A 26,528-nucleotide genomic window follows, 5' to 3' on the forward strand; every position below is an offset into this window, starting at 1 on the left:
AAACTCACTAAAGTTAAATTAAAGTTTCAAGAGATGTTTAAAAAAATATTAATCGCTAATAGAGGTGAAATTGCCTTACGTGTTATCAGAACATGTAAAGAAATGGGCATTAAAACTGTAGCAGTTTACTCTACTGCGGATGCAGATAGTTTACACGTTCGTTTTGCGGATGAAGCTGTTTGTATTGGACCTGCTCCAAGTAACTTATCGTATTTAAAGATTTCAAACATAATAGCTGCTGCTGAGATTACAAACGCAGATGCTATACACCCTGGTTACGGTTTCTTATCAGAAAACGCTAAATTTTCTAAAATCTGTCAAGAGCACGGTGTGAAGTTCATCGGTGCTGGCCCAGAGATGATTGAAAAAATGGGAGATAAAGCTACAGCTAAAGAAACAATGAAATTAGCTGGAGTACCTACTGTTCCAGGTTCTGACGGATTACTAGAATCTTTAGAACACGCTAAAAAAACAGCTAAAGCTATCGGTTACCCAGTAATGATGAAAGCTACTGCTGGTGGTGGTGGTAAAGGTATGCGAGAAATCTTCAAAGAAGAAGAGCTAGACAGAGCATGGGAAAGTGCACGTCAAGAAGCTTCTGCAGCTTTCGGTAACGATGGTATGTACATGGAGAAACTAATCCTTGACCCACGTCACATCGAGATTCAAGTAGTAGGAGACTCTTATGGTAAAGCATGTCACCTTTCTGAGCGTGACTGTTCTATCCAAAGACGTCACCAAAAGTTAACAGAAGAAACACCTTCTCCATTCATGACAGATGAATTGAGACAAAAAATGGGTGAAGCCGCTGTAAAAGCTGCTGAATTCATTAAATATGAAGGTGCTGGTACTATCGAATTCTTAGTAGACAGAGACAGAAACTTCTACTTCATGGAAATGAATACTCGTATCCAAGTAGAACACCCTATCACTGAACAAGTAATCGATTATGACTTAATCAGAGAGCAAATTTTAGTTGCAGCAGGTACACCAATTTCTGGTAAAAACTACTTACCTAAAATGCACTCAATAGAATGTCGTATCAATGCAGAAGATCCATTCAATGACTTCCGCCCATCTCCAGGGAAGATTACAACTCTTCACACTCCTGGAGGACACGGTGTACGTCTAGACACTCACGTGTATTCTGGATACTCTATTCCTCCGAACTATGACTCTATGATCGCTAAGTTAATCACAACTGCTCAAACAAGAGAAGAGGCAATTAACAAGATGAGAAGAGCATTAGACGAATTCGTCATCGAAGGAATCAAAACGACTATTCCATTCCATAGACAATTAATGGATGATCCAAACTATATCGCTGGTAACTATACAACAGCATTTATGGAAAGTTTCACAATGAAACCTTTAGAGGATTAATCTATATCAGATATCTCAAAGGGCTATTCTTAATCGAATAGCCCTTTTTGTTTTTAATAGCACTCTCCCACTACTACTACAAAAAGCAAATAGAGCCGGAAGTAACACAAACTATTCGAAATCTATTATAGAATTGAAAATAAAAATCTCCTCTTCAATTAAATAAACATTAATTTTTAAAAAAAAATCAAAAAAAACTAAACTTAGTTCGAAACAAACATTATATTTGAACATAATTTTATTTATTTCAATACAATGCATACAGGCGTAATTAAGTTCTTCAATGAAGACAAAGGATTTGGCTTTATCACAAATGAAGCTACTAAACAAGACATTTTTGTTCACATCACAGGTTTAAAAACTAAAAGCATTAACCAAGGTGACCGCGTTTCTTATACTGAAGAAAAAGGTAAAAAAGGTTTAATCGCTGTAGATGTAGAAGTGATAGGAAATTAATTTTTTACAATATAAATTTTCAATTACGAAGAAGCTATTCATTTCAAAAATGGATAGCTTTTTTTATTACCTCATATTCTATTTATACTTAATCTAAATACATATTAAGCCATTAGAGACAAACTAGGCAACACCTAGAGTACCAAAGCTTTGTAAAACGAGAACTCGAATGTATATTTGTATGTTGTATTAATATAAATACTTTAGATATGCAGGCAAGTCAACTTGATTTCATCCCAATCTTAATGCAAATAGCACTAGCTGCTGGTTTTGTGTCTATGACAATTTGGGTCTCTAGTAAATTAGGTCCCAAAAAATCTTCTAAAATTAAAGACAGTACATGGGAATGTGGATTAGAATCACTAGGTAGTGCACGTATTCCATTCAATGTAAAGTACTTCCTTGTAGCAATATTATTCGTATTATTTGATGTAGAAGTAATCTTCTTATACCCTTGGGCGGTTAACTTCCAAGAGTTCGGTTGGGACGGTTTAATGAAAATGGGAATTTTCTTATTCCTAATCATTATCGGATTGCTATATGAATTCAAGAAAAAAGGACTAGAGTGGGATTAATAAAATAGATAGAGATGAGCGATAAAAAATATAATACAGTAGAAGCTCCGGAAGGATATGTAGGAGAAGGATTCTTCGCTACTAAATTAAGTTCAGTAGTTGGATTAGCACGTGCTAATTCGATGTGGCCTCTACCTTTTGCAACTTCTTGTTGTGGAATTGAATTCATGGCAACAATGGCAGCTACGTATGACGTAGCTCGTTTTGGTTCTGAGCGTATGAGTTTTTCTCCTAGACAAGCAGATATGCTTATGGTTATGGGAACTATTTCTAAAAAAATGGCTCCTATCTTAAGACAAGTATATGAACAGATGGCTGAACCTAAATGGGTTATTGCTGTTGGAGCTTGTGCTTGTTCTGGCGGGATTTTTGATACTTACTCTGTACTACAGGGAATAGATAAAGTAATCCCAGTAGATGTCTATGTACCTGGGTGCCCTCCAAGACCAGAACAAATTCTAGATGGGGTACTAAGACTACAAGAGATAGTAAAATCTGAATCTGTTAATCGCAGAGGTACGAAAGAATATGATGAATTATTAAATTCTTACAACATAAACAAATAGTATGGCATTAGATAATACTACATTACAAAAAAGACTAATTGAAACATTCGGTATGTCAGTTAGTGAATTTCATGAACAACATGGAATGTTGTCTTTTGAAGTTGCAACTAATGCTTCACACGATGTTCTTAAGTTTTTAAAAGAAGATAGTGAAATGAACTTTAACTTCCTTACAGATATTTGTGGAGTTCATTATGCTGACTTACCTTCGGAACGTCAATTAGCAGTGGTATACCACATGCACAATTGGACAGATAATATCAGAGTTCGTTTTAAAACTTTCTTAGATATCAAAAATCCAATTGTGGAGTCTGCTACAGATTTGTTTAAAAGTGCAAACTGGCAAGAAAGAGAAACGTATGATTTTTATGGAATTATCTTTAAAAATCATCCTCAATTGAAGAGAATACTAAATATGGACCAAATGGAATCCTTCCCATTAAGAAAAGAATTCCCAATGGAAGATGCTGGTAGAACAGACAAAGATGATAGATTCTTTGGTAGAACGGTTCATAATTCTTAATACTTAAAGGAACGAGACTATGTCAGATTTATTATTACCTCCTGAGCAACGATATGCTAAACTTATTGAAGAAAAATTTCAAGAAGACGGGACAGAATTACAGATATTAAACTTAGGACCTACACACCCTGCTACGCACGGTATCTTTCAAAACATCATCTTACTAGATGGAGAGAAAGTACTAGATGGAGAAGGAACAGTAGGATATATACATAGAGCATTTGAGAAAATAGCTGAGAACAGACCTTTTTATCAAATCAACGTATTAACAGATCGTCTAAACTATTGTTCTTCACCAATCAACAATACTGCTTGGTGGTTAACTGTAGAAAAAGCATTAGGTATTGAAATCCCTAAAAGAGTTCAATATTTAAGAGTTATCGTAATGGAGTTAGCCCGTATAGCTGACCACATTATCTGTAGCTCAGTAATGGGTGTAGATACAGGGGCTCTTACAGGGTTCTTATATGTATTCCAATACAGAGAAAAAATATACGAAATATTCGAAGAAATTAGTGGTGCACGTTTAACTACTAATATGGGAAGAATCGGAGGGTTCGAAAGAGAATGGTCTCCAAAAGTATTCCAGCTAATCGAAGAGTTCTTAAAAGAATTCCCAGCTATCTGGTCTGAATTTGAAGGGTTACTTACACGTAACAGAATCTTTATGGACAGAACAATTGGTGTTGGAGGAATTTCTGCTGAAGAAGCTATAAACTTCGGATTCACAGGCCCTAATCTAAGAGCTGCAGGAGTTGACTATGATGTGCGTATCGCTTCACCTTACTGTTCTTATGAAGACTTTGATTTTGATATTCCAGTAGGTACAAGTGGTGACTGTTATGACAGATTCTGTGTACGTAACGCTGAAATATGGGAGAGTTTAAAAATCATCAGACAGGCATTAGATAAAATGCCAGAAGGTCCATACCATGCTGATGTTCCAGATTATTACCTTCCTCCTAAAGAAGATGTATATACTAATATGGAAGCGCTTATCTACCACTTTAAAATAATAATGGGAGAAGTACCTGTACCAGTTACAGAACTATACAATCCTGTAGAAGGTGGTAATGGAGAATTAGGTTTCTACTTAATCACTGATGGTAGTAGAACTCCTTATCGTTTACACTTTAGAAGACCTTGTTTTATCATCTATCAAGCATATAATGACATCGTAAGAGGTGGTATGCTATCAGATGCTATTATTACACTGTCAAGTTTAAATATTATCGCAGGAGAATTAGACGCTTAAGATTATGGAAGTTAAAAAATACAAACAAAACATAAATATCACACCAGAGTTGCAACAACGCATTGATGAGTTGATTAGCCACTACCCTGCTGATAAAAGAAAGTCAGCACTATTACCAGTCTTACACGAAGTACAAGATGCTCATGATAACTGGTTAAGTGCAGAGTTAATGGATAAGGTAGCTGAAATGCTAAACATAACTTCTATCGAAGTATACGAGGTAGTTACATTCTATACAATGTACAACCAAAAACCTGTAGGTAAGTATATGTTCGAATTCTGCTTAACATCTTGTTGTGGAATTAGAGGTGCTGATGATATGATGGAATACGCTTGTGAAAAACTAGGCATAAAACCAGGAGAAACAACTCCTGATGGAATGTTCTCTATAGCAGGTGTTCAATGTTTAGGTGCTTGTGGATATGCTCCAATGATGCAATTAGGAGATTTCTATAAAGAGCACTTGACAAAAGAAAAAATAGATCAAATCATAGAAGATTGTAAAGCTGGTAAAGTAATTCTTCACGACAAATAGTAATATGGCAACAAAAATATTATTAGATAAAATCAATATCCCAGGGATTAAGTCTTATGAAGTATACCGTGAAAATGGTGGTTATGCTTCTGTAGAGAAAGCTATAAAATCTATGACTCCTGATGAAATCACGGAAGAAGTAAAAGCTTCTGGTTTAAGAGGACGTGGAGGTGCTGGATTCCCAGTAGGATTAAAATGGAGTTTCATCGATAAAAAGTCAGGCAAACCAAGACACTTAGTTTGTAATGCTGATGAATCTGAACCAGGTACTTTTAAAGACCGTTATTTAATGGAACATATTCCTCACTTGTTAATAGAAGGAATGATTACATCAAGTTTCGCTTTAGGAGCTAACCTATCTTACATCTATATTCGCGGAGAATATATGTGGGTTTTTAAAATACTAGAAAGAGCTATAAAAGAAGCTTATGCTGCTGGATGGCTTGGTAAAAATATCTTAGGATCAGACTATTCACTAGATTTACATGTACACTGTGGTGCAGGAGCATATATCTGTGGAGAAGAAACTGCTCTTATTGAATCACTAGAAGGTAAAAGAGGTAATCCTCGTATCAAACCACCATTCCCTGCTGTAAGTGGACTATGGGGTAATCCTACAGTGGTAAATAATGTAGAGTCTATCGCTAACGTTCCGTGGATTGTAAACAACTCTGGAGAGGCATATTCTAAATTAGGATTAGGTAGATCTGCTGGTACAAAACTTATTTCTGCTTCTGGGCATATCAAAAAACCTGGAGTATACGAAATCGAAATGGGTATCACTGTTCATGAATTTATTAACTCAGAGGAATACTGTGGTGGTATGATAGATGATCGTCCTATCAAGGCATTAGTTCCTGGAGGGTCTTCAGTACCCATCTTACCAGCGCATTTAATTTATAAAACAGCTAATGGTGAAGATCGTCTAATGACGTATGAATCATTATCTGATGGAGGATTCGAAACAGGATCTATGTTGGGTTCTGGAGGATTCATCGTTTATAATGATACAGCATGTATCGTTAGAAACACTTGGAACTTCGCTCGTTTCTATGCTCACGAAAGCTGTGGACAATGTTCTCCATGTCGTGAAGGTACAGGATGGCTTGAAAAAGTATTGCACCGTATAGAGACAGGTAATGGAACGATGGATGACATCGATTTACTATGGAGCATCCAGAGCAATATTGAAGGAAATACAATATGTCCTTTAGGGGATGCTGCTGCATGGCCTGTAGCTGCTGCCTTAAGACATTTTAGAGAAGAGTTTGAATATCACGTTTTATACCCAGAAAAGATTAAAAACAGAGACCACTTTGTTAATGAACCTTTTACTGCAGTAAAACACTTGATCAATAAATAATATACGCTGACTAAATATTCAGCTTAAACAAAGCACAGTTTATGAAAGTTACTATAGACGGACATGAAATAGAAGTAGAACCAGGGACATCCATTCTACAAGCAGCAAGAATGATAGGAGGCGAATCAGTTCCTCCTGCAATGTGCTATTATTCAAAACTTGAAGGTACAGGAGGAAAATGTAGAGCATGTTTAGTAGAAGTATCTAAAGGTAGTGAAGCAGATCCACGTCCTATGCCTAAGCTAATGGCTTCTTGTAAAACAGGAGTTATGGACGGTATGGAGGTAAAAAGTATTTCTTCTCCAAGAGTACTAGAAGCACGTAAAGCAGTTACTGAATTCTTATTAATCAACCACCCTCTTGACTGTCCAGTATGTGACCAAGCAGGTGAGTGTGATTTACAAAACTTAGCTTTCAATCACGGTAAAGAACAAAAACGTTTCAAAGAAGAGAAAAGAACATTCGCTCCTGAGAATATCGGAGACAATATTCAACTTCATATGAATCGTTGTATCCTTTGCTATAGATGTGTTAAGACAGCAGAACAACTAACAGATGCACGAGTACACGGTGTATGTGGACGTGGTGATCACGCACAGATATCAACTTATATATCAGCTGCAATTGATAATGAGTTCTCTGGAAATATGATAGATGTATGTCCTGTAGGAGCATTAACAGATAAAACATTCCGCTTTAAATCTCGTGTATGGTTTAACAAACCTTACAACGCTCATAGAGACTGCCCTACGTGTTCTGGTAAGGTAACATTATGGATGTTCGGTGAAGAAATCCAAAGAGTAACAGCTCGTAAAGATGAATTCCACGAAGTAGAAGAGTTTATCTGTAACAGTTGTCGTTTTGACCATAAAGACACAAAAGATTGGGTTATTGAAGGACCACGTAAGTTTGAGAAATTCTCTGTTATCAATCAAAACAACTACACTAAGAAATTAGATAAAGTAGTAATGAAAACAGAAAAACATATCTTAGAAGGACGTGACCAAGACCGCGTTAAAATTAGTATGAAGGAGATTCCTTTTACAGATAATGAATCTAAAGAATAAATCGGCATAAGTATGGATAAAACTATTATTATAGATAAGGCAGTTATCATTGTAGTTGTGTTTGCAGTTACGATGCTTATGGCGATGTATGCCACGTTAGCAGAACGTAAAATTGCTGCCTGGATACAAGACCGTCTAGGTCCTAACCGTGCTGGTAAAGGAGGTATATTACAACCACTAGCAGATGGTTTAAAACTATTCGCTAAAGAAGAAACACAACCAAACACACCAAATAAGTTCTTATTTAAGTTTGGTCCTTTCCTTGCGATGACATTAGCATTAATGACTAGTGCTGTTATTCCTTGGGGAGATAAGTTTCATTTATTTGGAAGAGATATTATATTACAAGCTGCTGACTTAAATGTTGGCTTACTATATATCATCGCAGTACTTTCTGTAGGAGTATATGGTATCATGATTGGAGCTTGGGCATCAAATAATAAATACTCTTTAATGAGTGGTATTCGTGCTGCGTCACAAATGATTTCGTATGAAATCGCAATGGGACTTTCACTAATATCATTACTATTAATGACTCAGTCATTAAGCATGCGAGAAATAGCATTACAACAACAAGGAATGAACTGGAACGTATTCTACCAACCAGTTGGTTTTTTAATATTCTTGATTTGTTCGTTTGCTGAAACTAATCGTGCACCTTTTGACTTAGCAGAATGTGAACAAGAATTAATTGGAGGATTCCACACAGAATATTCTTCTATGAAAATGGGATTCTTCCTTTTTGCTGAATATGCAAACTTATTTATCTCATCAGCTATCATCTCTGTACTATACTTTGGAGCGTATAACTATCCAGGTATGTCATGGGCTGTAGAAAACTGGGGAGTAAATATTGCAAACGTAATAGGTATTTTCGCTCTATTCGTTAAAATATGTTTCTTCATATTTGTTTATATGTGGGTTCGTTGGACTTTACCACGTTTCCGTTATGACCAATTGATGAACTTAGGATGGAAGTCATTAATTCCATTAGCATTGTTGAATTTAGTAATTACAGCTATTGTAATCTTACTAGTAAAAAGTTAAGCATGTCGACAAATACTTATTCATTATCAGGAAGAAAAAAGGAAGTTTCTAATAAGAAGCTGACTTGGACAGAGAAGATCTACTTAGTAGCTATCTTCAAAGGAATGATGGTTACCTTAAAACACATGTTTAAGAAAAAAGTGACTATCGCTTATCCAGAACAACAAAGACCTTTCAGTGATGTATATCGCGGAAGACATATGCTAATGCGTGATGACGAAGGTAGAGAGCGTTGTACAGCTTGTGGATTATGTGCATTATCATGTCCTGCAGAAGCAATTTCAATGAAAGCAGCAGAACGCAAACCTGAAGAAGCACATCTTTATCGCGAGGAAAAATACGCTGAGATATACGAGATCAATATGCTTCGTTGTATATTTTGTGGTTTATGTGAAGAGGCTTGTCCAAAACAAGCAATTTACTTGACTACATCTAAACAAATCGCTAAAGCAGATGTTACACGTGAAAACTTCATCTTTGGAAAAGACAAATTAGTTATGCCCCTAGATGTAGCAATTGAAAATACTAAACAACAGAATCAAGCTTAATCATGGTAGAAATATTATTTTATATTCTTTCGACTATAACTCTCGGAAGTGCAGTACTTACCCTATTGAGCAAAAACCCTATTCATAGTGCTCTGTGGTTAGTGGTGAGTTTCTTTTCAATAGCTGGACACTACATTCTATTAAACTCACAGTTTTTAGGAATGGTACACATTATGGTTTACTCTGGTGCTATCATGATTTTAATGCTATTTACAATCATGTTAATGAACTTAAATATAAGCCATGAAATCTCTAAACCTTTTATCACTAAAGTTGTTGCTACAATAGCTTTCTGTTTAGTAGGTTTATTATTGCTTTCTATTACTATGCGTGGAGCTCAAACTTATGAATTGCAATATGCAACTCATGGACAAGACTTCCAATCAGTACAAGTACTAGGTAAAGTATTATTAAATGAATACGTAATGCCTTTCGAAATGGTAGCTGTTCTATTATTATTATCTATGATAGGTGCAGTACTAATCTCTAAAAAGGACAAAACCGATAAAGAAGCATAATTATGGAGAATGTAATTGAAATAATTGGTATTGACAGATACATTTACTTATCGATCATTTTATTCTGTATCGGAGTATTTGGTATTTTATATAGACGTAACGCAATTGTAATGTTTATGTGTATCGAGATTATGTTGAACTCTGCTAATATGCTATTAGTAGCGTTCTCTACTTATCATCAAGATGCACAGGGACAGGTATTCGTATTCTTTACTATGGCGGTAGCAGCAGCAGAAGTTGCAGTAGGACTAGCGATATTAGTAACGATATACAGAAATATTGGATCAATTGATATTGATAAATTAAAAAACTTAAAAGGATAATTCCGCATGGATACGAACGTAATTTTACTTTTATTACTGGCTCCTTTATTAGGGTCACTAGTTAATATTTTCTTCGGAAAGAAATTAGGTAATAGTGCTGGAATGATTGCTACCCTTGCAGTTTTAATTTCATTCATTATTACAGTAATTGCATTTGTACAAGTAAACGGTACAGGTGAACCAATACAAGTTGACTTATTTAATTGGATGTCAACAACGAGATTTGATATCTCTTTCGGATTCTTATTAGATCAACTTTCATTGTTATGGTTATTATTTGTTACAGGTATTGGTACGCTGATACACTGGTACTCTACTAGCTATATGAAAGGTGATGAGAACTATGGAAAGTTCTTTGCTTACCTTAACTTATTTATCTTCTTCATGATTTTATTAGTTACAGGAAGCAACTTACTAATCACATTTATTGGTTGGGAAGGTGTAGGACTTTGTTCATACTTACTTATCGGATTCTGGCATAAGAACCAATCATATAATGACGCAGCTAAGAAAGCATTTATCATGAACCGTATAGGAGATTTAGGTTTCCTAGTAGGAGTATTCATTTTAGCATTCTTATTCCAGTCGTTAGATTATATGACGATTAAGGAAGCTATTCTAAGCGGAACTAACCACCAAGTAAATACTTGGATTGGATATGCTGCTTTAGCTCTTTTCATTGGAGCAGTTGGTAAGAGTGCACAGATACCTTTGTACACTTGGTTACCAGATGCGATGGCAGGACCAACTCCTGTATCAGCATTAATCCACGCGGCTACGATGGTAACTGCAGGTATATTCTTAATCACTAGATTAAACTTTGTATTTGATCTTGTACCTCATATTCAAAACATAATCGCTATCGTTGGAGCATTCACTGCTTTATTCGCAGCAACTATTGGTCTTGTACAAAACGATATCAAAAAAGTACTTGCTTACTCTACAGTATCACAGTTAGGGTTAATGTTTATGGCTATTGGTTTTGGAGCTTATGAGATTGCAGTATTCCACGTGATTACGCACGCTTTCTTTAAAGCTTGTTTATTCCTTGGATCAGGATCTGTTATACACGCTATGGGCGGAGAACAAGATATGCGTAAAATGGGAGGTCTACAGCCTTTCATGAAAATAACTTACTTAACGTTCTTAATCGCTACATTAGCTATCTCAGGATTCCCATTCTTCTCAGGTTTCTTCTCTAAAGATGAGATCTTATTAACAGCGTTTAAACACAATACTGTATTATACATTATTGGTTCATTAGCGTCTATTATGACAGCTTTCTATATGTTCCGTCTATTCTTCTTGACATTCAAAAAGAACTTTAGAGGAACTCAAGAACAAAAGAACCACTTACACGAAAGCCCTGCTGCTATGACTACACCATTAGTAGTATTAGCTATACTTTCTGTAGTTGGAGGACTTATCAGCTTACCTGGTAATGGAAACTCTTGGTTAAACGAATATCTTAAACCTGTTATCGTAAATACAGTGACTAAACACAGTCATGAATTAGGTACATTAGAATATATCTTAATGGGAGTTGCTACTATTGGTTTCTTAATCGGACTAGGTCTTGCTTACTCTAAGTACATTAGTAAAAATGAAGTACCTCAAGAAGACGAACAAATCGTTGGTTTCCATAAAGTACTTTACAACAAATACTACATTGATGAAATCTATCAAAAAGTAATTGTAAATCCTATCTACACACTAGCTACATTCCTAAGAGATGTAGTAGAAGTAGCTTTATCAGGAACTATATTTGGTTTAGGAAAGATAGCAGACGGATTATCTCTACAAGGTAAAAAAGCTCAAAACGGTAATATCGGATTGTACTTATTTGCCTTCGTATTCGGAATCTGTTTGATTTTATATTATTTATTCATTGCAAGATAACTTAGAGAGATGAACGTAACTATATTATTATTAACGTTATTAGTCGGAGCTATAGCGACCTACTTAGTAGGTAAACAATCAGCTGCTAAAGTAGCCTTGTTATTCGGACTAGTTGCTTTTGTAGAAACTTTAGTTCTAATCTGTTCACATAATTCTGGCGTTGACACAGGATATGTAACGCAATGGATGACTAACCCTAATATTCATTTAGCCTTTAAAGCAGATGGTTTAGGATTAGCTTTAGTTCTATTAACGACAGCATTAACTCCTGTGATTATATTATCATCATTAGGAGATCACATAGAGAAATCTAATGCATTCTATGCATTAGTAATGTTTATGTCATTCGCTATGACAGGTACATTCTTAGCATCTGATGGATTCTTATATTACATCTTCTGGGAGTTATCATTACTACCTATTTACTTCATTGCTTTATTATGGGGTAATGACAGTTTCGAAGCACGTAAGAAAGCAATCTTTAAGTTCTTTATTTACACATTTGCAGGTTCATTATTCATGTTAGTTGGATTTATCTATCTATACCAACGTGCTGGTAGCTTTATGCTAATTGACCTGTATAATGCTAAACTATCGGCTACAGAACAGTACTGGATCTTCTTAGCATTCTTTATTGCTTATGCGATTAAGATTCCTGTATTCCCATTCCACACATGGCAGGCTTCTACTTATGAGAAAGCGCCTACAGTAGGAACAATGTTATTAGCTGGTATCATGCTTAAGATGGGGTTATACTCTATCATCCGTTGGCAATTACCAATCTCTCCAATAGCAGCAAAAGAAGTAATGCCTACTATCTTAGTACTGTGTATCATTGGTGTAGTATATGGTTCTATCGTAGCACTAAAACAGTCGAATATCAAAAGATTCTTTGCATATTCTTCATTAGCTCACGTAGGTCTTATTGCAGCAGGAGCATATTCATTGACATTAGACGGATTAAGAGGAGCTGTTTTACAAATGATAGCACACGGATTCGTTATCGTAGGTTTATTCTACGTAGCAGAGATTATTTACAAACGTTACCAGACTAGAATGATTGGTGAAATGGGAGGTATTAGACAACAAGCTCCTAAATTTGCTTCATTATTCATGATCTTAATGTTTGCTTCAATAGGATTACCAGGAACATTCAGTTTCATTGGAGAATTCAACTTGCTTTTAGGATTATCACAAGTGAATATATGGTATGCTATCATCGGTGGTACCTCTATTATCTTAGGTGCATTCTATATGCTTAGAATGTTCCAAAAGTCGATGTTAGGAGAGACTAACACTAAAGTATTTGCAGATGTAGATACTAAAGAAGTGGTGATCTTAGGTGTATTAGCAGTAGCTGTTATATTCTTCGGTATATTCCCACAGCCATTATCTGACTTGATCACACCTAGTTTGGTTGAAATAATGTCTTATATTAAGTAATAAATAGTAAGGAGTCAGTACATAACTGATGAATTTAATTCCAAAATAAAACAAATGAATACATTAATAGCAATTGGAGTATTAGCGGTTTTAGTACTTGTACTAGAAATCATCAATTTGCGCAAAGTAGTCATTCCTGCGACACTTTTAGGATTACTAGGTATCCTGGGATATACTGTATGCAATATTGATGTGGTACAAGCATATTATAACAATATGTTTGTAAGCACTAAATTTTCTACCGCATTTTCATCTTTATTTATAGCCCTAACTATTTTCTTAGTAGCATTAAGTAAAGATTTTTATAAAACAGAATTCTCAAAGATATCAGACTATATCTCATTAAAGCTTTTCCTTTTAATGGGAGCGATATGTATGGTAAGCTTTGGTAATATGGCTATGTTCTTCCTAGGACTTGAGATCCTTTCTATCACATTATACATTCTATGTGGTACAGATCGCAAGAACATTAAGAGTAACGAAGCTGCGATGAAGTATTTCCTTTTAGGATCATTTGCTTCAGGAGTAGTATTATTCGGTATTGCTTTAATCTATGGAGCTACAGGGTCATTTGACGTAGTTAGAATAAAAGAAGTAGCACTAGCAGGAGCATTACCGATATGGTATTCTCTAGGGACTACGATGATTATCATAGGTATGTTATTTAAGATAGCAGCTGTTCCATTCCACTTCTGGGCACCAGACGTGTACCAAGGAGCACCTAGTCTTACTACAGCATTGATGAGTACATTAGTTAAAGTAGCTGCTGTAGCTACGCTGTACAGACTAAGCATGTACTTATTAGTAGATATGCCAAGTCAATATATCAACGTAATCGTAGTGATCGCTATTCTAACGATGACGGTAGGTAATATCATGGCTATTCGTCAAGATAATATGAAGCGTCTATTAGCCTATTCAGGTATCTCGCATGCAGGATTCATGATGATGGCACTTACAGCATTAGGTACAGCATCGGCTAACCTATTCTACTACGCATCTGCGTATGCTGTAGCAGGTATAGCAGCATTCACTGTATTAATCATCGTAACAAAGAATAAAGAAAACGAACAGATATCTAACTTTAATGGATTAGCGAAGAAGAACCCTCTTCTTGCTATTATCCTTTCTGTAGCGTTATTATCTATGGGAGGTATACCTATTTTCGCTGGATTCTTTGGTAAGTTCTTCTTATTCTCTCAGGCGATAAGTAATGGATTTATAGCATTAGTTATCTTCGGGGTGATTAACTCATTTATCAGTATCTATTACTACCTAAAAGTGATCATTGGAATGTATGCTTCTACTGAAGAAGAGACAGAACATATCCAAGTACCATTAACATATAAGATTGTAGGAGTTACAGCGATCGTTATAAATATCGTTATTGGTCTATGTCCATCGATTCTTTTAAACCTATTCAATTAGAACAAAATAAATAACAACTCGATAGATTACACTAAAGGTGGCGTTTTATTAATAAAACGTCACCTTTTTTTATCACCTATATCATCATCAGAATAGTACAACCAAAAACTACAAAAATACAGGTGGTTATTCTTTTGCTTAATTTTCATTTAAAAGACATTTAATTTTAAAAAGCACATCTTTTTAAGACATTTCTATCTAATTCCACATAACTTCAAAAAACTAAAAAAACTCGCATTTCATCACGTTTATTTTATTCTAAATCAGCACTTGTGACAATTATCTAGACTTAATAAAACTTATCTATGCCAATATCTAATTATAAGCATTAAATCAGTTAAAAAGCATAAAAAAAACAAATGCTAAATCCTTCATAAAACAAACATAAACACAACACAAACAACTGTATTACAACCAATTAAATCCATTAGCTTAATAATTTCGTTTCCTAAGCATTCTTTATCTTTAGTGCTTAATTGTAATTACTTTTTATATGAAGAAGTTGAAAGTAAATGCGATAATACACACTCAATATCAAAACCTTAAAAAGGAACTAACGGAAATCATTGAAGCCTATGACGAAATAGATACTTATATCGCTAAAGGAACTAGAAATAGTATCAAACTTGTAGTCTTATCTACGGGGCAGAAGGTTGCTATTAAATCCTTTAAGAAACCCAATCTTATCAATAGATACGTATACCGAAATATACGTAAGTCTAAAGGTCTGAGATCATTTGAAAACGCTGAAAGATTAAACAATTTAGGAATCAATGCACCGCATTCGATTGCTTATTTTGAATACATCTCTAAAGGCGCATTAAGAAACTCATACTACATATCAGAATTTATTGATACAGATATTACTTATAGAGATCTAGCACAGAACCTAGATTGTCCTAACAGGGAGAGAGTCCTTGAGGAGTTCGTTGAATTCTCTTTTAAATTACACGAGAATGGTATTAATTTCTTAGACCATTCACCAGGTAACACTTTGATAAAAGTAAGAGAAGATGGTTCGCATGAATTTTATCTAGTAGATATCAACAGAATGAAGTTTGATCAAGAAATGAGTTTCTCACATCGAATGAAAAACTTGTCACACTTGACTACAAACATTCAAGATATCGAGAAGATGGCTACCCATTATGCTGAGCTTGTTGGTAAGAGTTCACGTGATGTGTTTATAAAACTTTGGTTAGAGACTATCAAGTTTCAATACAGGTTTTATAAAAAGCAATCCATAAAAAATAAAGTAAAAAAAATGTATTATCAATAGCGTTTAAAACACCTCAGTATTATCTAGAGGTGTTTTTTTATATCCCTTACGCCATTATTTGACTCATAATGCCTCAGTATGCCTTTATTGATCTTCTTTGCTCTTTTTGCCCAAGACTGCATCATCTAAAAAAACATAAACAACTATTTATCAACCTATTAAAACACATACAATACAAATCATTCGGGAGCCATTCGGAAACAACCAATATCTACACGGGTTAAAGGCTATTTTTCAAAAGCATACCCTATCACTACCCGAACCATCTACTACCCAAAACCTCATCGCTTAAAACGTATAAAAACAATATTTTTTACCTCAACTCAAAAACATTCTCATCAAACATATACCAAATAGAATATAACTAACGTTATTTAACATCAACAAAGATTTTTGTACCTTAGTAAAGTTAAATTTAATATAAGAACTATCCTTTATGTCTGATAATACACAATCTCCTAGAGTAGTATGTTTTGGTGAAGTACTTTGGGACATATTCCCAACGTATAAGAAGATTGGTGGAGCACCATTAAATGTCGCTTATCACCTACACAAGATGGGTATAGCCTCACACATTATTACCAAAGTTGGTACTGATGATGCTGGTCAAAAGATTGTTTCAAGACTAAAAGAAGTAGGTGCATGCACATCTTACATCCAAACAGACTCTACAAAAAAAACAGGAACGGTATTCGCTACTTTCGATGATCACAACGAAGCTAGTTATGAATTCTTAAAGAATAGTGCTTGGGATTTTATTGATTTCAAACAAGAAGATTTTGATTTAGTAGCTAAGTCAGATGCCTTTGTATTCGGTACCTTAGCGAGTAGAACGCCTCATACTAGAGAGACGCTACATAAACTGCTAGATGCTGCAAAGTATAAAGTCTACGACGTCAACCTTAGACCGCCTCATTACGAATTAGAATTCGTAGTAGAACTGATGCATAAAGCAGATTTACTTAAGATGAATAAATTCGAACTAAAAGAGATCCTAGAGTATCTAGAAGAGCCCTATACATCAGAAGAAAATGCCATTAAGTTTGTACAAAAACACTTTGACTGTGATGAGATTATCATTTCTAAAGGAGATAAGGGAGGACTTTATTTAAATAAGGAGATGCTCTATAGTTATCCTGCAGTAGATATCGTGATTAGAGATACAGTAGGTAGTGGAGACTCTTACCTTTCAGGTTTCTTATCAGCTAAGTTAAACGGGCATGATCCTATTCAGATTATAAAAACAGCTGCTTCATTAGGGGCCTTTGTTACCTCTCATACAGGAGCTAATCCAGAGTACGAAAGAGAAGATTTTGACATTTTTTACTATGAAACGATCTTCAAAGATGAATTAATTACGAGTAAAAACATCTTAGAAGAACCGAAAACACCTGAAAAATAAGAAAAAAAGAGCTTTTTTTAAAAAAACTGCTTTGATATTAAAAAAAAGTATAATTTAGCATTCATAACAAAGACAAAAAATGAATACACAATTTTTAAATACTAATTGGTGGTGGCTAGCTAAATCCTATCAGGGTTCGGTTGGTCGTACTATGTATTTAAATTGTGATTAGTTATAGATAGAATTATATACACATTTTATATAGATGAAGCCTGCTAGGAACCCCTAGCAGGCTTTTTTTTGCTTTAAACTCAAATATTTACAAGAAATGAAACTTCACATCAATCACAAAAAAATACTTGGAGACCTATACACTCCTATCGAAATCTACCTCAAACTAAGAGATAAATTCTCTAATAGTTTTTTACTAGAAAACTCTAGTAACCACTCGAGAGAGAACAGTTGTTCTTACATCTGCTTTGAGCCAATGATGTCTTATATCGTTACTGCAGATGTGACTACAGTCCAGACCTTAGAGAACACCACGACATATCCTACAGCTGATATCAATGTTCTAGATCAACTACAACTGTTCATCAAAGAAATCAACGTAGAAAATGCCAATCAATATGATTACTTAAAGGCAGGTATCTATGGATATACGAGTTATGACAGCATACCACTAGTACACGATATACAGTTTAAACCAAGTGATAACAGCCTTCCATTAATGCAGTACCACTTCTTTAAGTACATCATTGTATATGATCACTATAAAAATGAAATGCACTTAGTAGAATACGCACTTACAGGAGAAGAAAGTCAATTGAATAAAATACATGCCTATCTAAACACCAATAGCATTACTTCCTACCCTTTCAAAACGGTAGACTCTCCGAAGACACCTTACACAGATGAAGAGTTTCTAGAGATTATCAAAAAAGGAAAAGAGCACTGCTATAGAGGAGATGTATTCCAGCTAGTACTCTCACGCAAGTATAAGCAGCAGTTTACCGGAGATGAGTTTAATGTATATAGAGCACTCCGTTCTATTAACCCTTCTCCTTACCTATTCTATTTTGACTACGGAGCATTTAAGATATTCGGTTCTTCTCCTGAGGCACAAGTAGTCGTAAAAGAAAATAAAGCCTATGTCAATCCAATAGCAGGCACATTTAGAAAAACAGAGGACAAGGCTCAGAACGAGATACTAACACAGCAGTTACTTAATGACCCTAAAGAGAATGCAGAACATATCATGCTAGTAGACCTTGCTAGAAATGACTTAAGTATTACAGGAACAGAGGTCACCGTAGAAGAGTATAAAACGGTAGAACAATACTCTCATGTCATCCATCTAGTGTCTAAAGTCAGTGCTACCATAGATATGCAAAAAGATAGCCTTAATGTATTCGCCAATACCTTCCCTGCAGGGACACTATCAGGAGCACCTAAGCACAGAGCGATGGAACTAATCAATCAATACGAACCAGAGAGCAGAGGGTTCTATGGAGGTACGATAGGCTTTATCACCCTAGATGGAGAGATTAACCATGCCATCTTTATCAGATCTGCTCTGAGCTATCAGAACGAGTTACACTATCAGGCGGGATGTGGTATCGTGACGAAGTCAGATGACTTGTCAGAATTAAAAGAAATAGAAAACAAACTAAGTGCTATCACACTAGCTATCCGTGAAGCCCAAAACATATAAGTTATGAAAGTATTAGTAATCGACAACTATGATTCCTTTATCTACAATGTGATACACATCCTAAAAGAACTAGGGATAGAAACAATAGATATCATTAAGAATGATAAGATAGCACTAGAGCAAATAGATCAGTACGATAAGATTATCCTTTCGCCAGGACCGGGTATACCATCAGAAGCTGGCAGTCTAATGGAAGTGATAGCCTATGCCGCTGACCATAAAGACATATTAGGTATCTGCTTAGGGCATCAGGCTATAGGTGAGTACTATGGACATTCGTTAAAGAGATTAGAAACACCCTTACACGGCATATCATCACCTATACAGCTAGCTGCACCTGATGAACTGTTCCAGTCTATGCCAGATCACTCCCCTATCGCACATTATCACTCATGGGTAATAGAAGACAAGGACAGTGAACTAACAGTAACAGCCTATGACGAACAACAGAATATCATGGCTGTGAAGCATCGAACACTTAATGTCAGAGGAGTACAGTTTCACCCAGAGTCGATATTGACTACGTATGGAAAAGAGATTATTAAAAATTGGATTAAAAACTAATGCTATGAAAGAGATATTAAATCACTTAATACAACATAAGACACTTACTACAGAACAAGCCAAAGAGATAGTCATCAACATGGCTAATGACAAGTATACAGATGCACAGATGGCTTCTCTATTGACTACATTCATCATGAGACCCATCACATTAGAGGAGTTAAGAGGGTTCAGAGAAGGAATGTTACAGCTAGCTAATAAGGTAGATCTATCCGACTATAACCCTATGGACTTATGCGGTACAGGAGGAGATGGTAAAGACACTTTTAATATATCTACACTGTCATCCTTTGTGACCGCAGGAGCAGGTATCCCAGTAGCTAAGCATGGTAACTACGGAGTGTCTTCTATCTCAGGATCATCAAGTGTCATGGAGAACTTGGGTATACATTTTAAAAGCACAGAAGCAGAGCTAAAAGAACAATTGACAGAAGCGAATATCTGTTTCCTACACGCACCTTTATTTCACCCTGCTATGAAGAGAATCGCTCCTGTGAGAAAAGCACTTGGTGTGAAGACGTTCTTTAATATGCTTGGCCCGTTGACTAATCCTGCTCAGCCTAAGACACAGCTAGTAGGTCTGTTTAATCTTGAGCTATTGAGAATGTATAAATACTTCTTGCAGGCAGAGAATACACAGTACAGCATTATACACGCCTTAGACGGCTATGATGAATGTAGCTTGACTAAATCGGCTAAGCTAGTCAATAACAAAGAAGAGAAGCTAATAGACGCTTCTTACTTTAATAGTCCTGTCATCCGTGAAGAAGAAATAAAAGGAGGTAAAACAGTAGAAGAGTCGGCGTATATCTTCTGGCAAATACTTAAAGGTAAAGGTACCTCTGCGCAGAATAATGTAGTCCTTGCCAATAGCGCATTAGCTATTAATACCTACTATCCTGAACTAAGCATCTTAGAGGCAAAAGCAAGAGCAGAAGAATCTCTACTAGGAGGAAAAGCAAAAGAGAAGTTTGAAATACTAAAAGAATTGAGATGAAGATATTAGAACAAATAAAAGCACATAAACAAATAGAAATAGCACAACGCAAGACTGTAAAGAGTATTACTGACCTAAGAAATACTCCATTATACAACAGAACACCGATTGATTTTAAATCTGCTATACTTGCTAAGAGCAACAGAGCGATCATCGCAGAGTTTAAGAGACAGTCTCCTTCTAAAGGAATCATTCATCCCAACGCGAATATCACTGAGATAGTAAAAGGGTATGAAGCAAATGGAGCAGCGGCTTTATCAATTCTAAACGACAGTCAATTCTTCGGTGCTCTACCCTCTGACTTTGCTAACGCACGTACTTCAGTAGACTTGCCTCTATTGCAGAAAGACTTTATCCTAGACGAGTACCAGATAGAAGAAGCTAAAGCGCTAGGTGCAGACGCCATTCTATTGATCGCTAAAATGCTTCCTATAGAGCGTGTCAAAGTATTGACAGATTATGCACATCAACTTGGCTTACAAATATTACTAGAAACGCATACTGAACAAGAAATACGAGACCATTTACATACTGAATTTGACCTCATCGGGATAAACAATAGAGATCTAAACACCTTTGAAGTCAATATTCAGCACAGTATCGCCTTAGCTAATCTATTGCCAAAGCAAGCCGTAAAGATAGCAGAAAGTGGTATACAGAATGCCAATACGCTATTAGAATTAGCGGACAATGGATTCTCAGGCTTCTTAATGGGAGAGTACTTTATGAAGACCGCTAATCCTGCTGAACAACTAAGGTTATTACAACAAGAGATTAAACTGTAAACAGCGATGAAGAAGATAAAGATTTGTGGGATGTTTGATATAGACAATATTAATTCTGTTGGGCAAGAGCAGATTGACATGATGGGATTTATCTTTTATCCGAAGTCAAAGCGATATGTAAGTAGAGATACTAACAAGGCTATTGATAACCTACCTCATCATATTCAGAAAGTAGGTGTATTCGTCAATGCTACAAGAGAAGAAATAACTCAACGCATAAAGCAGTATAAGCTAGACTATATACAACTTCACGGTAACGAAAGCCCAGAAGATTGTGCTTACCATAAAGAGCAAGGAATAAAAGTAATCAAGGCTTTCTCTATAGGAGTAAAAGAGGATTTCAGTCAAATAGAACAATACGAAGCATACTGTGACTTATTTGTATTCGACACCCCTACTCCAGAGTATGGAGGTAGCGGATTATCATTTGACTGGGATGTATTACAGCATTATCAAGGTAGTACCCCTTATCTACTAAGTGGAGGATTAGGATTACACAACATACAGTCCGCTTTGCTATTACGAGACAATAAATTAGTGGGGTTTGACCTCAACAGTAAATTAGAAAACAACCAACATCATAAAGACATAACACTAGTGAGAAAACTAGTAAAAGAAATAAGAGACTATGAAAGAATTTAACCCAAACGAACAAGGATATTACGGAGAGTACGGGGGTTCATTTATCCCTGAGATGCTGTATAAGAATGTATCAGACTTACAAGAGAGCTACCTAGATATCATACAGACAGAAGATTTTCAACAAGAACTAAATAAGCTACTTAAAGATTATGTGGGGAGACCTACTCCTCTATTCTATTCTGCTAACTTATCTGCTAAATATAAAGCAAAGATCTATCTAAAGAGAGAAGATCTAAATCACACAGGAGCCCATAAAATCAACAATACAATAGGACAAGTACTCTTAGCCAAACGCCTAGGCAAAAAGAGAATTATAGCTGAGACAGGTGCAGGTCAGCACGGGGTAGCTACTGCTACTACTTGCGCACTACTAAATCTAGAGTGTACTGTATTTATGGGGGCACATGATATCGAACGTCAGAAGCCAAACGTAGAACGCATGCGTATGCTAGGGGCAAAAGTAGTAGCTGCTGAGAGTGGGAGCAAGACTTTAAAAGACGCTACAAATGAAGCCATACGTGAATGGATCAATAATCCACAAGAGACCTATTATGTGATCGGTTCTGTAGTAGGACCTCATCCTTATCCTGATATGGTAGCGAAGTTTCAATCTATCATCAGTAAAGAAATAAAAGCACAGCTAATAGAGCAAGAGAATACTCCTAATCCAGACTATGTAGTAGCCTGTGTAGGTGGGGGAAGTAATGCTATGGGAGCTTTCTACCACTTTATAGATAATGGACATACAAAGTTAATCGCAGTAGAAGCGGCTGGTCTAGGAGTAGAAACAGGACAGACTGCGGCTACTATCGCCTTAGGAAAACAAGGTATTATCCACGGTAGCAAGACTTACCTTATACAGACGGAGGATGGACAGATTATAGAGCCTTATTCTATCTCTGCCGGATTAGATTATCCAGGTATAGGGCCTGCACACGCTTATCTAAGTGATACTGGTAAGATCACTGTAGGTAGTATCACCGATGACGAGGCTATCAAAGCTGCTTTTGAATTAACGCGTATCGATGGGATTATACCTGCTCTAGAGTCAGCACACGCCTTAGCTTACCTAAATAAAATGGAGCTAAAAGAAAGCGATATCGTAGTGGTAAACTTATCAGGACGAGGCGATAAAGACATGATTACTTACTCTAAATACTTCAACCATGAATAACAGAATCAACACACTCTTCACAAAGAAGAAATCCAATATACTTTCGATCTACTTCACAGCAGGCTATCCTGCTATAGAAGACACCATGACCATCTTAAAAAATCTAGATAACGCTGGTGTAGATTTAGTAGAAATAGGCATGCCATTCTCAGATCCACTAGCAGACGGGCCAGTTATACAACACAGCAGTGAACAGGCACTATTAAACGGTATCACAGTCTCTAAACTATTCGAACAATTAAAAGAAATGAGACAGCACATTACTATACCTGTTGTCTTAATGGGGTATCTAAATCCAGTACTAAGATATGGTGTAGAGGCATTCATCAGTAAATGTGCAGAAGTAGGTGTAGATGGTATTATCCTACCAGACTTACCTATGGACTACTACGTATCCCATTTCAAGACACACTGTGATCAACACAACGTCAGTAATATCATGTTGATAAGTAATGATACTTCGACAGAACGTGTGCGCCATATAGATGAGCAGACAGATGGTTTTATCTATTTAGTTTCTTCTAATGGGACAACAGGTTCTAATAAGTCTTTAGAAGAACAACAAGCATACTATAAACACATTCAAGATTTAAAACTTAAAAACCCTGCTCTTATCGGCTTTGGGGTAAGAGATAAACACACCTATGACCTCACGAATCAATATAGCTCAGGGGCGATTATAGGTACAGCCTTTATGAAGCATATTAATGAACATGGTATTAGTGAGGATAGCATTCTTAACTTCGTCAAGAGCATTAGGTAAGTATAACCCTAATACTTTTGACAATATATACTAAACAAAATAGGCAACTCACATGAGTTGCCTATTTTGTTATTTTAAAGAATGGTGATTAAGAACATCCGCAGCTACCTCCGCCACAAGAACCTTTCTTATTCGTTTTATTCTTCCAAAAGCCTTTTTTAATGATGTACCCCAATGCAATAATTACAATTGCATAGGCAATTATTTCTTGGTAACCCATAATTACTTTATTTTAAAAGTTGATATGCTATTAAAGCTGCGACATACGCAAGAACAGTCATAAACACTAATTGGTAGATAGTCCATTTCCAAGACTTAGTCTCTCTTTTCACGATTGCTACTGTAGCTGTACACTGCATCGCAAAAGCATAAAAGAACATTAGTGACACCCCACTGGCTAGCGTGAAGACTGGTTGTCCTGTATCAGGCCATATCTCAGCTGCCATTTTTTGTTTAATACGTCCATCTTCATCATTCTCATCCCCAGATCCTACATTATAAATAGTTCCAAGTACTCCGACAAAGATTTCACGTCCTACGAAAGAAGACAATACGGCAATACCTACTTTCCAGTCATACCCTAGAGGTTTGATTACAGGTTCTATTGTTTTACCTAGAATACCGATATAAGAATTCTCTAATTTATAACTAGCGATATGCTCGCTTAACTCTTCTTCACTTACTTCTTTATCTTGATATACTTCTGTAATATGTTTCTCAGCGTTCTCAAAGCGTTCTCCAGGTCCATGAGCACCTAAGAACCAAATGATAATCGATAATACGAATATAATCTTACCCGCACCTACTACGAATGCTTTAGTCTTCTCATACATATTCACCACTACGTTCTTAATAATCGGAGTACGGTAGTTCGGCATCTCGATTACGAAGTATGACTTGCGCTCGCTCTTGATGTATTTACTCAATGCCCAAGAGGATAACAAAGCTGCTAAGAATCCTACTAAATAGAATAACGTCAATGTCAATCCTTGTATACTTAAGAATCCAAATATGCGTGTATCAGGAATTACTAAAGCAATAATGATAATATATACTGGAATACGAGCAGAACACGTAGTAAACGGTGTTACAAGTATTGTAATCAATCTTTCTTTAGGGTTCTCGATATTACGAGCAGACATAATCGCCGGAATAGCACATGCATTACCAGAGATAAGTGGCACTACTGATTTACCACTTAATCCGAATGGACGCATTAACCTATCCATTAAGAACACCACTCTACTCATATACCCTGTCTCTTCTAAGATAGAAATAAACATAAATAGAATAGCAATCTGAGGAATGAAAGGCATTACCCCTCCGATACCTGGTACGATACCATCCGCTATCAAATCTGTAAGCTTACCTGGTTCCATCGTATCGTGTACCCAAGAACTAAGATTAGCAAACTGCTCATCTATCCAATCCATCGGAATACTTGACCACTCAAAGATAGCCTGGAAGACCAACATCATAATCGCAAAGAAGATTAGATATCCATACACTTTATGGGTAAGTATTCTATCTACTTTAGAACGAAGATCTGTAGCTTTATTGACATCACGTGAGTACGTTTCTTTTAAAACGTCGTTGATAAACTGATATCTCTTGATTGTCTTTTTATGTTGAAGCTTTTTGATTTCACTTTCTGACAACTGAACTCCCTTCGCCTCTATCTCTTTCTTTCCTATATTCCCGATTTTGATGTCTTGTGAATAGATCATCCACAATTTGAATACAGAAAGGTTAGGGAACGTCAAAGCAAGTTTACTAAAGAACTCTGTGTCTACTGCAGTAGCATTCACACATGGTTCTATAGAATACGTTCTATAATTTAATATTGCTTGTTTTAACTCTTGAATGCCAAGTTTTTTCTTCGCACTAATTAAAACAATCTTTGTATTTAATTTCTTTTCTAATTCGGCTATCTTAAGACTAATCCCCTTCTCCTCCATATGATCAGCCATATTAACAGCCAATATAGCAGGAACACCAAGTTCTTTTACTTGAGTAAATAGTAATAAGTTACGCTTTAGATTTTCTATATCAGCTACTACAACAGTAACATCTGGAAAGTCATCATTAGTAGGATCAAATAATAAGTCTAATACAATGCGCTCATCTTCAGAACTCGCATTAATACTATATGTTCCTGGTAAGTCGATAATAGTAGCGTTTACTTTATCATCTAACTTCGCTACTCCAGACTTTTTATCTACAGTAATACCAGGATAATTTCCTATCTTATGGTTAAGGCCTGTCAGGGCATTGAATACAGAGGTTTTCCCTACATTAGGATTACCTATTAGGGCAACTTTTATATCTTTTTTCATCAA

The 26,528-nt window shown here is 35.9% G+C and carries 27 protein-coding genes; 25 read left to right on the top strand and 2 right to left on the bottom strand.

Annotation, left to right across the window (positions count from 1 at the left end; all coding sequences use genetic code 11):
* Positions 1–33: 33 nt before the first annotated feature.
* The 25 genes from accC (at position 34) to trpA (ending at position 24,189) form a co-directional block, all read left to right on the top strand.
* Positions 34–1,383, top strand: a complete 1,350-nt coding sequence (accC, locus tag HX049_RS05800; RefSeq protein WP_286414719.1) for an acetyl-CoA carboxylase biotin carboxylase subunit — start codon at positions 34–36, stop codon at positions 1,381–1,383.
* 255 nt (positions 1,384–1,638) lie between these two features.
* Positions 1,639–1,839, top strand: coding sequence for a cold-shock protein (locus tag HX049_RS05805; RefSeq protein WP_006257689.1), 201 nt, complete (start codon positions 1,639–1,641; stop codon positions 1,837–1,839).
* 209 nt (positions 1,840–2,048) lie between these two features.
* Positions 2,049–2,414 (top strand): NADH-quinone oxidoreductase subunit A, encoded by a 366-nt coding sequence (locus tag HX049_RS05810; RefSeq protein WP_006257690.1) that lies wholly within the window; start codon positions 2,049–2,051, stop codon positions 2,412–2,414.
* A gap of 14 nt (positions 2,415–2,428) precedes the next feature.
* On the top strand, positions 2,429–2,980 hold the full coding sequence (locus HX049_RS05815) for an NADH-quinone oxidoreductase subunit B (RefSeq protein WP_006257691.1): 552 nt from the start codon (positions 2,429–2,431) through the stop codon (positions 2,978–2,980).
* A 1-nt stretch (position 2,981) separates the two neighbouring features.
* Positions 2,982–3,503: an NADH-quinone oxidoreductase subunit C gene (locus HX049_RS05820; protein WP_286414721.1), complete on the top strand. Its 522-nt coding sequence runs from the start codon at positions 2,982–2,984 to the stop codon at positions 3,501–3,503.
* Between the two features lie 19 nt (positions 3,504–3,522).
* The gene (locus HX049_RS05825) at positions 3,523–4,758 is read left to right on the top strand and encodes an NADH-quinone oxidoreductase subunit D (RefSeq protein ID WP_041888482.1); all 1,236 of its coding nucleotides are present in this window, start codon (positions 3,523–3,525) and stop codon (positions 4,756–4,758) included.
* A gap of 4 nt (positions 4,759–4,762) precedes the next feature.
* Entirely contained in the window at positions 4,763–5,293 is a 531-nt protein-coding gene (gene nuoE / locus HX049_RS05830; RefSeq protein WP_016650023.1) for an NADH-quinone oxidoreductase subunit NuoE family protein, read from the top strand.
* Positions 5,294–5,297: 4 nt separating this feature from the next.
* A complete protein-coding gene (gene nuoF, locus HX049_RS05835) occupies positions 5,298–6,656 on the top strand; it encodes an NADH-quinone oxidoreductase subunit NuoF (RefSeq protein WP_041888480.1) in 1,359 nt (452 codons plus the stop codon).
* A gap of 41 nt (positions 6,657–6,697) precedes the next feature.
* Positions 6,698–7,723, top strand: a complete 1,026-nt coding sequence (locus HX049_RS05840; protein WP_286414727.1) for a 2Fe-2S iron-sulfur cluster-binding protein — start codon at positions 6,698–6,700, stop codon at positions 7,721–7,723.
* Positions 7,724–7,735: 12 nt separating this feature from the next.
* Positions 7,736–8,770, top strand: a complete 1,035-nt coding sequence (nuoH, locus tag HX049_RS05845; RefSeq protein WP_006257697.1) for an NADH-quinone oxidoreductase subunit NuoH — start codon at positions 7,736–7,738, stop codon at positions 8,768–8,770.
* A gap of 2 nt (positions 8,771–8,772) precedes the next feature.
* Complete coding sequence (locus HX049_RS05850) at positions 8,773–9,318, top strand: NuoI/complex I 23 kDa subunit family protein (RefSeq protein WP_006257699.1); 546 nt, start codon at positions 8,773–8,775, stop codon at positions 9,316–9,318.
* A gap of 2 nt (positions 9,319–9,320) precedes the next feature.
* Entirely contained in the window at positions 9,321–9,836 is a 516-nt protein-coding gene (locus tag HX049_RS05855) for an NADH-quinone oxidoreductase subunit J family protein (protein WP_286414728.1), read from the top strand.
* Positions 9,837–9,838: 2 nt separating this feature from the next.
* Positions 9,839–10,159: an NADH-quinone oxidoreductase subunit NuoK gene (gene nuoK / locus HX049_RS05860; protein ID WP_006257701.1), complete on the top strand. Its 321-nt coding sequence runs from the start codon at positions 9,839–9,841 to the stop codon at positions 10,157–10,159.
* A gap of 6 nt (positions 10,160–10,165) precedes the next feature.
* Positions 10,166–12,058: an NADH-quinone oxidoreductase subunit L gene (gene nuoL / locus HX049_RS05865; RefSeq protein WP_286414730.1), complete on the top strand. Its 1,893-nt coding sequence runs from the start codon at positions 10,166–10,168 to the stop codon at positions 12,056–12,058.
* A gap of 9 nt (positions 12,059–12,067) precedes the next feature.
* Positions 12,068–13,501 (top strand): complex I subunit 4 family protein, encoded by a 1,434-nt coding sequence (locus HX049_RS05870; RefSeq protein WP_041888474.1) that lies wholly within the window; start codon positions 12,068–12,070, stop codon positions 13,499–13,501.
* A 54-nt stretch (positions 13,502–13,555) separates the two neighbouring features.
* Entirely contained in the window at positions 13,556–14,929 is a 1,374-nt protein-coding gene (locus HX049_RS05875; protein WP_286414731.1) for an NADH-quinone oxidoreductase subunit N, read from the top strand.
* Positions 14,930–15,422: 493 nt separating this feature from the next.
* On the top strand, positions 15,423–16,208 hold the full coding sequence (locus HX049_RS05880) for a lipopolysaccharide kinase InaA family protein (protein WP_286414733.1): 786 nt from the start codon (positions 15,423–15,425) through the stop codon (positions 16,206–16,208).
* 436 nt (positions 16,209–16,644) lie between these two features.
* Positions 16,645–17,610: a carbohydrate kinase family protein gene (locus HX049_RS05885; RefSeq protein WP_286414735.1), complete on the top strand. Its 966-nt coding sequence runs from the start codon at positions 16,645–16,647 to the stop codon at positions 17,608–17,610.
* A 268-nt stretch (positions 17,611–17,878) separates the two neighbouring features.
* Positions 17,879–19,264 (top strand): anthranilate synthase component I family protein, encoded by a 1,386-nt coding sequence (locus HX049_RS05890; RefSeq protein WP_286414736.1) that lies wholly within the window; start codon positions 17,879–17,881, stop codon positions 19,262–19,264.
* A gap of 3 nt (positions 19,265–19,267) precedes the next feature.
* Positions 19,268–19,828 (top strand): anthranilate synthase component II, encoded by a 561-nt coding sequence (locus tag HX049_RS05895; RefSeq protein WP_286414738.1) that lies wholly within the window; start codon positions 19,268–19,270, stop codon positions 19,826–19,828.
* Positions 19,829–19,832: 4 nt separating this feature from the next.
* Entirely contained in the window at positions 19,833–20,825 is a 993-nt protein-coding gene (trpD, locus tag HX049_RS05900; RefSeq protein WP_286414740.1) for an anthranilate phosphoribosyltransferase, read from the top strand.
* Positions 20,822–21,610, top strand: coding sequence for an indole-3-glycerol phosphate synthase TrpC (gene trpC, locus HX049_RS05905; RefSeq protein ID WP_286414742.1), 789 nt, complete (start codon positions 20,822–20,824; stop codon positions 21,608–21,610). Before trpD ends, trpC begins: the two co-directional genes overlap by 4 nt.
* A gap of 6 nt (positions 21,611–21,616) precedes the next feature.
* A complete protein-coding gene (locus HX049_RS05910) occupies positions 21,617–22,252 on the top strand; it encodes a phosphoribosylanthranilate isomerase (RefSeq protein WP_286414747.1) in 636 nt (211 codons plus the stop codon).
* Positions 22,239–23,426: a tryptophan synthase subunit beta gene (gene trpB / locus HX049_RS05915; protein WP_016650011.1), complete on the top strand. Its 1,188-nt coding sequence runs from the start codon at positions 22,239–22,241 to the stop codon at positions 23,424–23,426. Before HX049_RS05910 ends, trpB begins: the two co-directional genes overlap by 14 nt.
* A complete protein-coding gene (trpA, locus tag HX049_RS05920; RefSeq protein ID WP_286414751.1) occupies positions 23,419–24,189 on the top strand; it encodes a tryptophan synthase subunit alpha in 771 nt (256 codons plus the stop codon). The genes trpB and trpA overlap by 8 nt, the downstream gene beginning before the upstream one ends.
* 88 nt (positions 24,190–24,277) lie before the next feature.
* Here the strand turns inward: trpA and HX049_RS05925 are convergent, their stop codons facing one another.
* Positions 24,278–24,409: a FeoB-associated Cys-rich membrane protein gene (locus HX049_RS05925; protein WP_006257716.1), complete on the bottom strand. Its 132-nt coding sequence runs from the start codon at positions 24,407–24,409 to the stop codon at positions 24,278–24,280.
* 7 nt (positions 24,410–24,416) lie between these two features.
* Positions 24,417–26,525: a ferrous iron transport protein B gene (gene feoB / locus HX049_RS05930; protein ID WP_286414753.1), complete on the bottom strand. Its 2,109-nt coding sequence runs from the start codon at positions 26,523–26,525 to the stop codon at positions 24,417–24,419.
* Positions 26,526–26,528 lie beyond the last annotated feature (3 nt).

Origin of the sequence: Myroides odoratimimus (genome assembly GCF_030326305.1) — a bacterium.
Lineage (GTDB): Bacteria > Bacteroidota > Bacteroidia > Flavobacteriales > Flavobacteriaceae > Flavobacterium > Flavobacterium odoratimimum_A.

What these genes read in the sequence shown, in the direction of transcription:
- accC (WP_286414719.1), top strand. Translation starts at nt 34, where the DNA reads ATGTTTAAAAAAATATTAATCGCTAATAGAGGTGAAATTGCCTTACGT.
- HX049_RS05805 (WP_006257689.1), top strand. Translation starts at nt 1,639, where the DNA reads ATGCATACAGGCGTAATTAAGTTCTTCAATGAAGACAAAGGATTTGGC.
- HX049_RS05810 (WP_006257690.1), top strand. Translation starts at nt 2,049, where the DNA reads ATGCAGGCAAGTCAACTTGATTTCATCCCAATCTTAATGCAAATAGCA.
- HX049_RS05815 (WP_006257691.1), top strand. Translation starts at nt 2,429, where the DNA reads ATGAGCGATAAAAAATATAATACAGTAGAAGCTCCGGAAGGATATGTA.
- HX049_RS05820 (WP_286414721.1), top strand. Translation starts at nt 2,982, where the DNA reads ATGGCATTAGATAATACTACATTACAAAAAAGACTAATTGAAACATTC.
- HX049_RS05825 (WP_041888482.1), top strand. Translation starts at nt 3,523, where the DNA reads ATGTCAGATTTATTATTACCTCCTGAGCAACGATATGCTAAACTTATT.
- nuoE (WP_016650023.1), top strand. Translation starts at nt 4,763, where the DNA reads ATGGAAGTTAAAAAATACAAACAAAACATAAATATCACACCAGAGTTG.
- nuoF (WP_041888480.1), top strand. Translation starts at nt 5,298, where the DNA reads ATGGCAACAAAAATATTATTAGATAAAATCAATATCCCAGGGATTAAG.
- HX049_RS05840 (WP_286414727.1), top strand. Translation starts at nt 6,698, where the DNA reads ATGAAAGTTACTATAGACGGACATGAAATAGAAGTAGAACCAGGGACA.
- nuoH (WP_006257697.1), top strand. Translation starts at nt 7,736, where the DNA reads ATGGATAAAACTATTATTATAGATAAGGCAGTTATCATTGTAGTTGTG.
- HX049_RS05850 (WP_006257699.1), top strand. Translation starts at nt 8,773, where the DNA reads ATGTCGACAAATACTTATTCATTATCAGGAAGAAAAAAGGAAGTTTCT.
- HX049_RS05855 (WP_286414728.1), top strand. Translation starts at nt 9,321, where the DNA reads ATGGTAGAAATATTATTTTATATTCTTTCGACTATAACTCTCGGAAGT.
- nuoK (WP_006257701.1), top strand. Translation starts at nt 9,839, where the DNA reads ATGGAGAATGTAATTGAAATAATTGGTATTGACAGATACATTTACTTA.
- nuoL (WP_286414730.1), top strand. Translation starts at nt 10,166, where the DNA reads ATGGATACGAACGTAATTTTACTTTTATTACTGGCTCCTTTATTAGGG.
- HX049_RS05870 (WP_041888474.1), top strand. Translation starts at nt 12,068, where the DNA reads ATGAACGTAACTATATTATTATTAACGTTATTAGTCGGAGCTATAGCG.
- HX049_RS05875 (WP_286414731.1), top strand. Translation starts at nt 13,556, where the DNA reads ATGAATACATTAATAGCAATTGGAGTATTAGCGGTTTTAGTACTTGTA.
- HX049_RS05880 (WP_286414733.1), top strand. Translation starts at nt 15,423, where the DNA reads ATGAAGAAGTTGAAAGTAAATGCGATAATACACACTCAATATCAAAAC.
- HX049_RS05885 (WP_286414735.1), top strand. Translation starts at nt 16,645, where the DNA reads ATGTCTGATAATACACAATCTCCTAGAGTAGTATGTTTTGGTGAAGTA.
- HX049_RS05890 (WP_286414736.1), top strand. Translation starts at nt 17,879, where the DNA reads ATGAAACTTCACATCAATCACAAAAAAATACTTGGAGACCTATACACT.
- HX049_RS05895 (WP_286414738.1), top strand. Translation starts at nt 19,268, where the DNA reads ATGAAAGTATTAGTAATCGACAACTATGATTCCTTTATCTACAATGTG.
- trpD (WP_286414740.1), top strand. Translation starts at nt 19,833, where the DNA reads ATGAAAGAGATATTAAATCACTTAATACAACATAAGACACTTACTACA.
- trpC (WP_286414742.1), top strand. Translation starts at nt 20,822, where the DNA reads ATGAAGATATTAGAACAAATAAAAGCACATAAACAAATAGAAATAGCA.
- HX049_RS05910 (WP_286414747.1), top strand. Translation starts at nt 21,617, where the DNA reads ATGAAGAAGATAAAGATTTGTGGGATGTTTGATATAGACAATATTAAT.
- trpB (WP_016650011.1), top strand. Translation starts at nt 22,239, where the DNA reads ATGAAAGAATTTAACCCAAACGAACAAGGATATTACGGAGAGTACGGG.
- trpA (WP_286414751.1), top strand. Translation starts at nt 23,419, where the DNA reads ATGAATAACAGAATCAACACACTCTTCACAAAGAAGAAATCCAATATA.
- HX049_RS05925 (WP_006257716.1), bottom strand. Translation starts at nt 24,409, where the DNA reads ATGGGTTACCAAGAAATAATTGCCTATGCAATTGTAATTATTGCATTG.
- feoB (WP_286414753.1), bottom strand. Translation starts at nt 26,525, where the DNA reads ATGAAAAAAGATATAAAAGTTGCCCTAATAGGTAATCCTAATGTAGGG.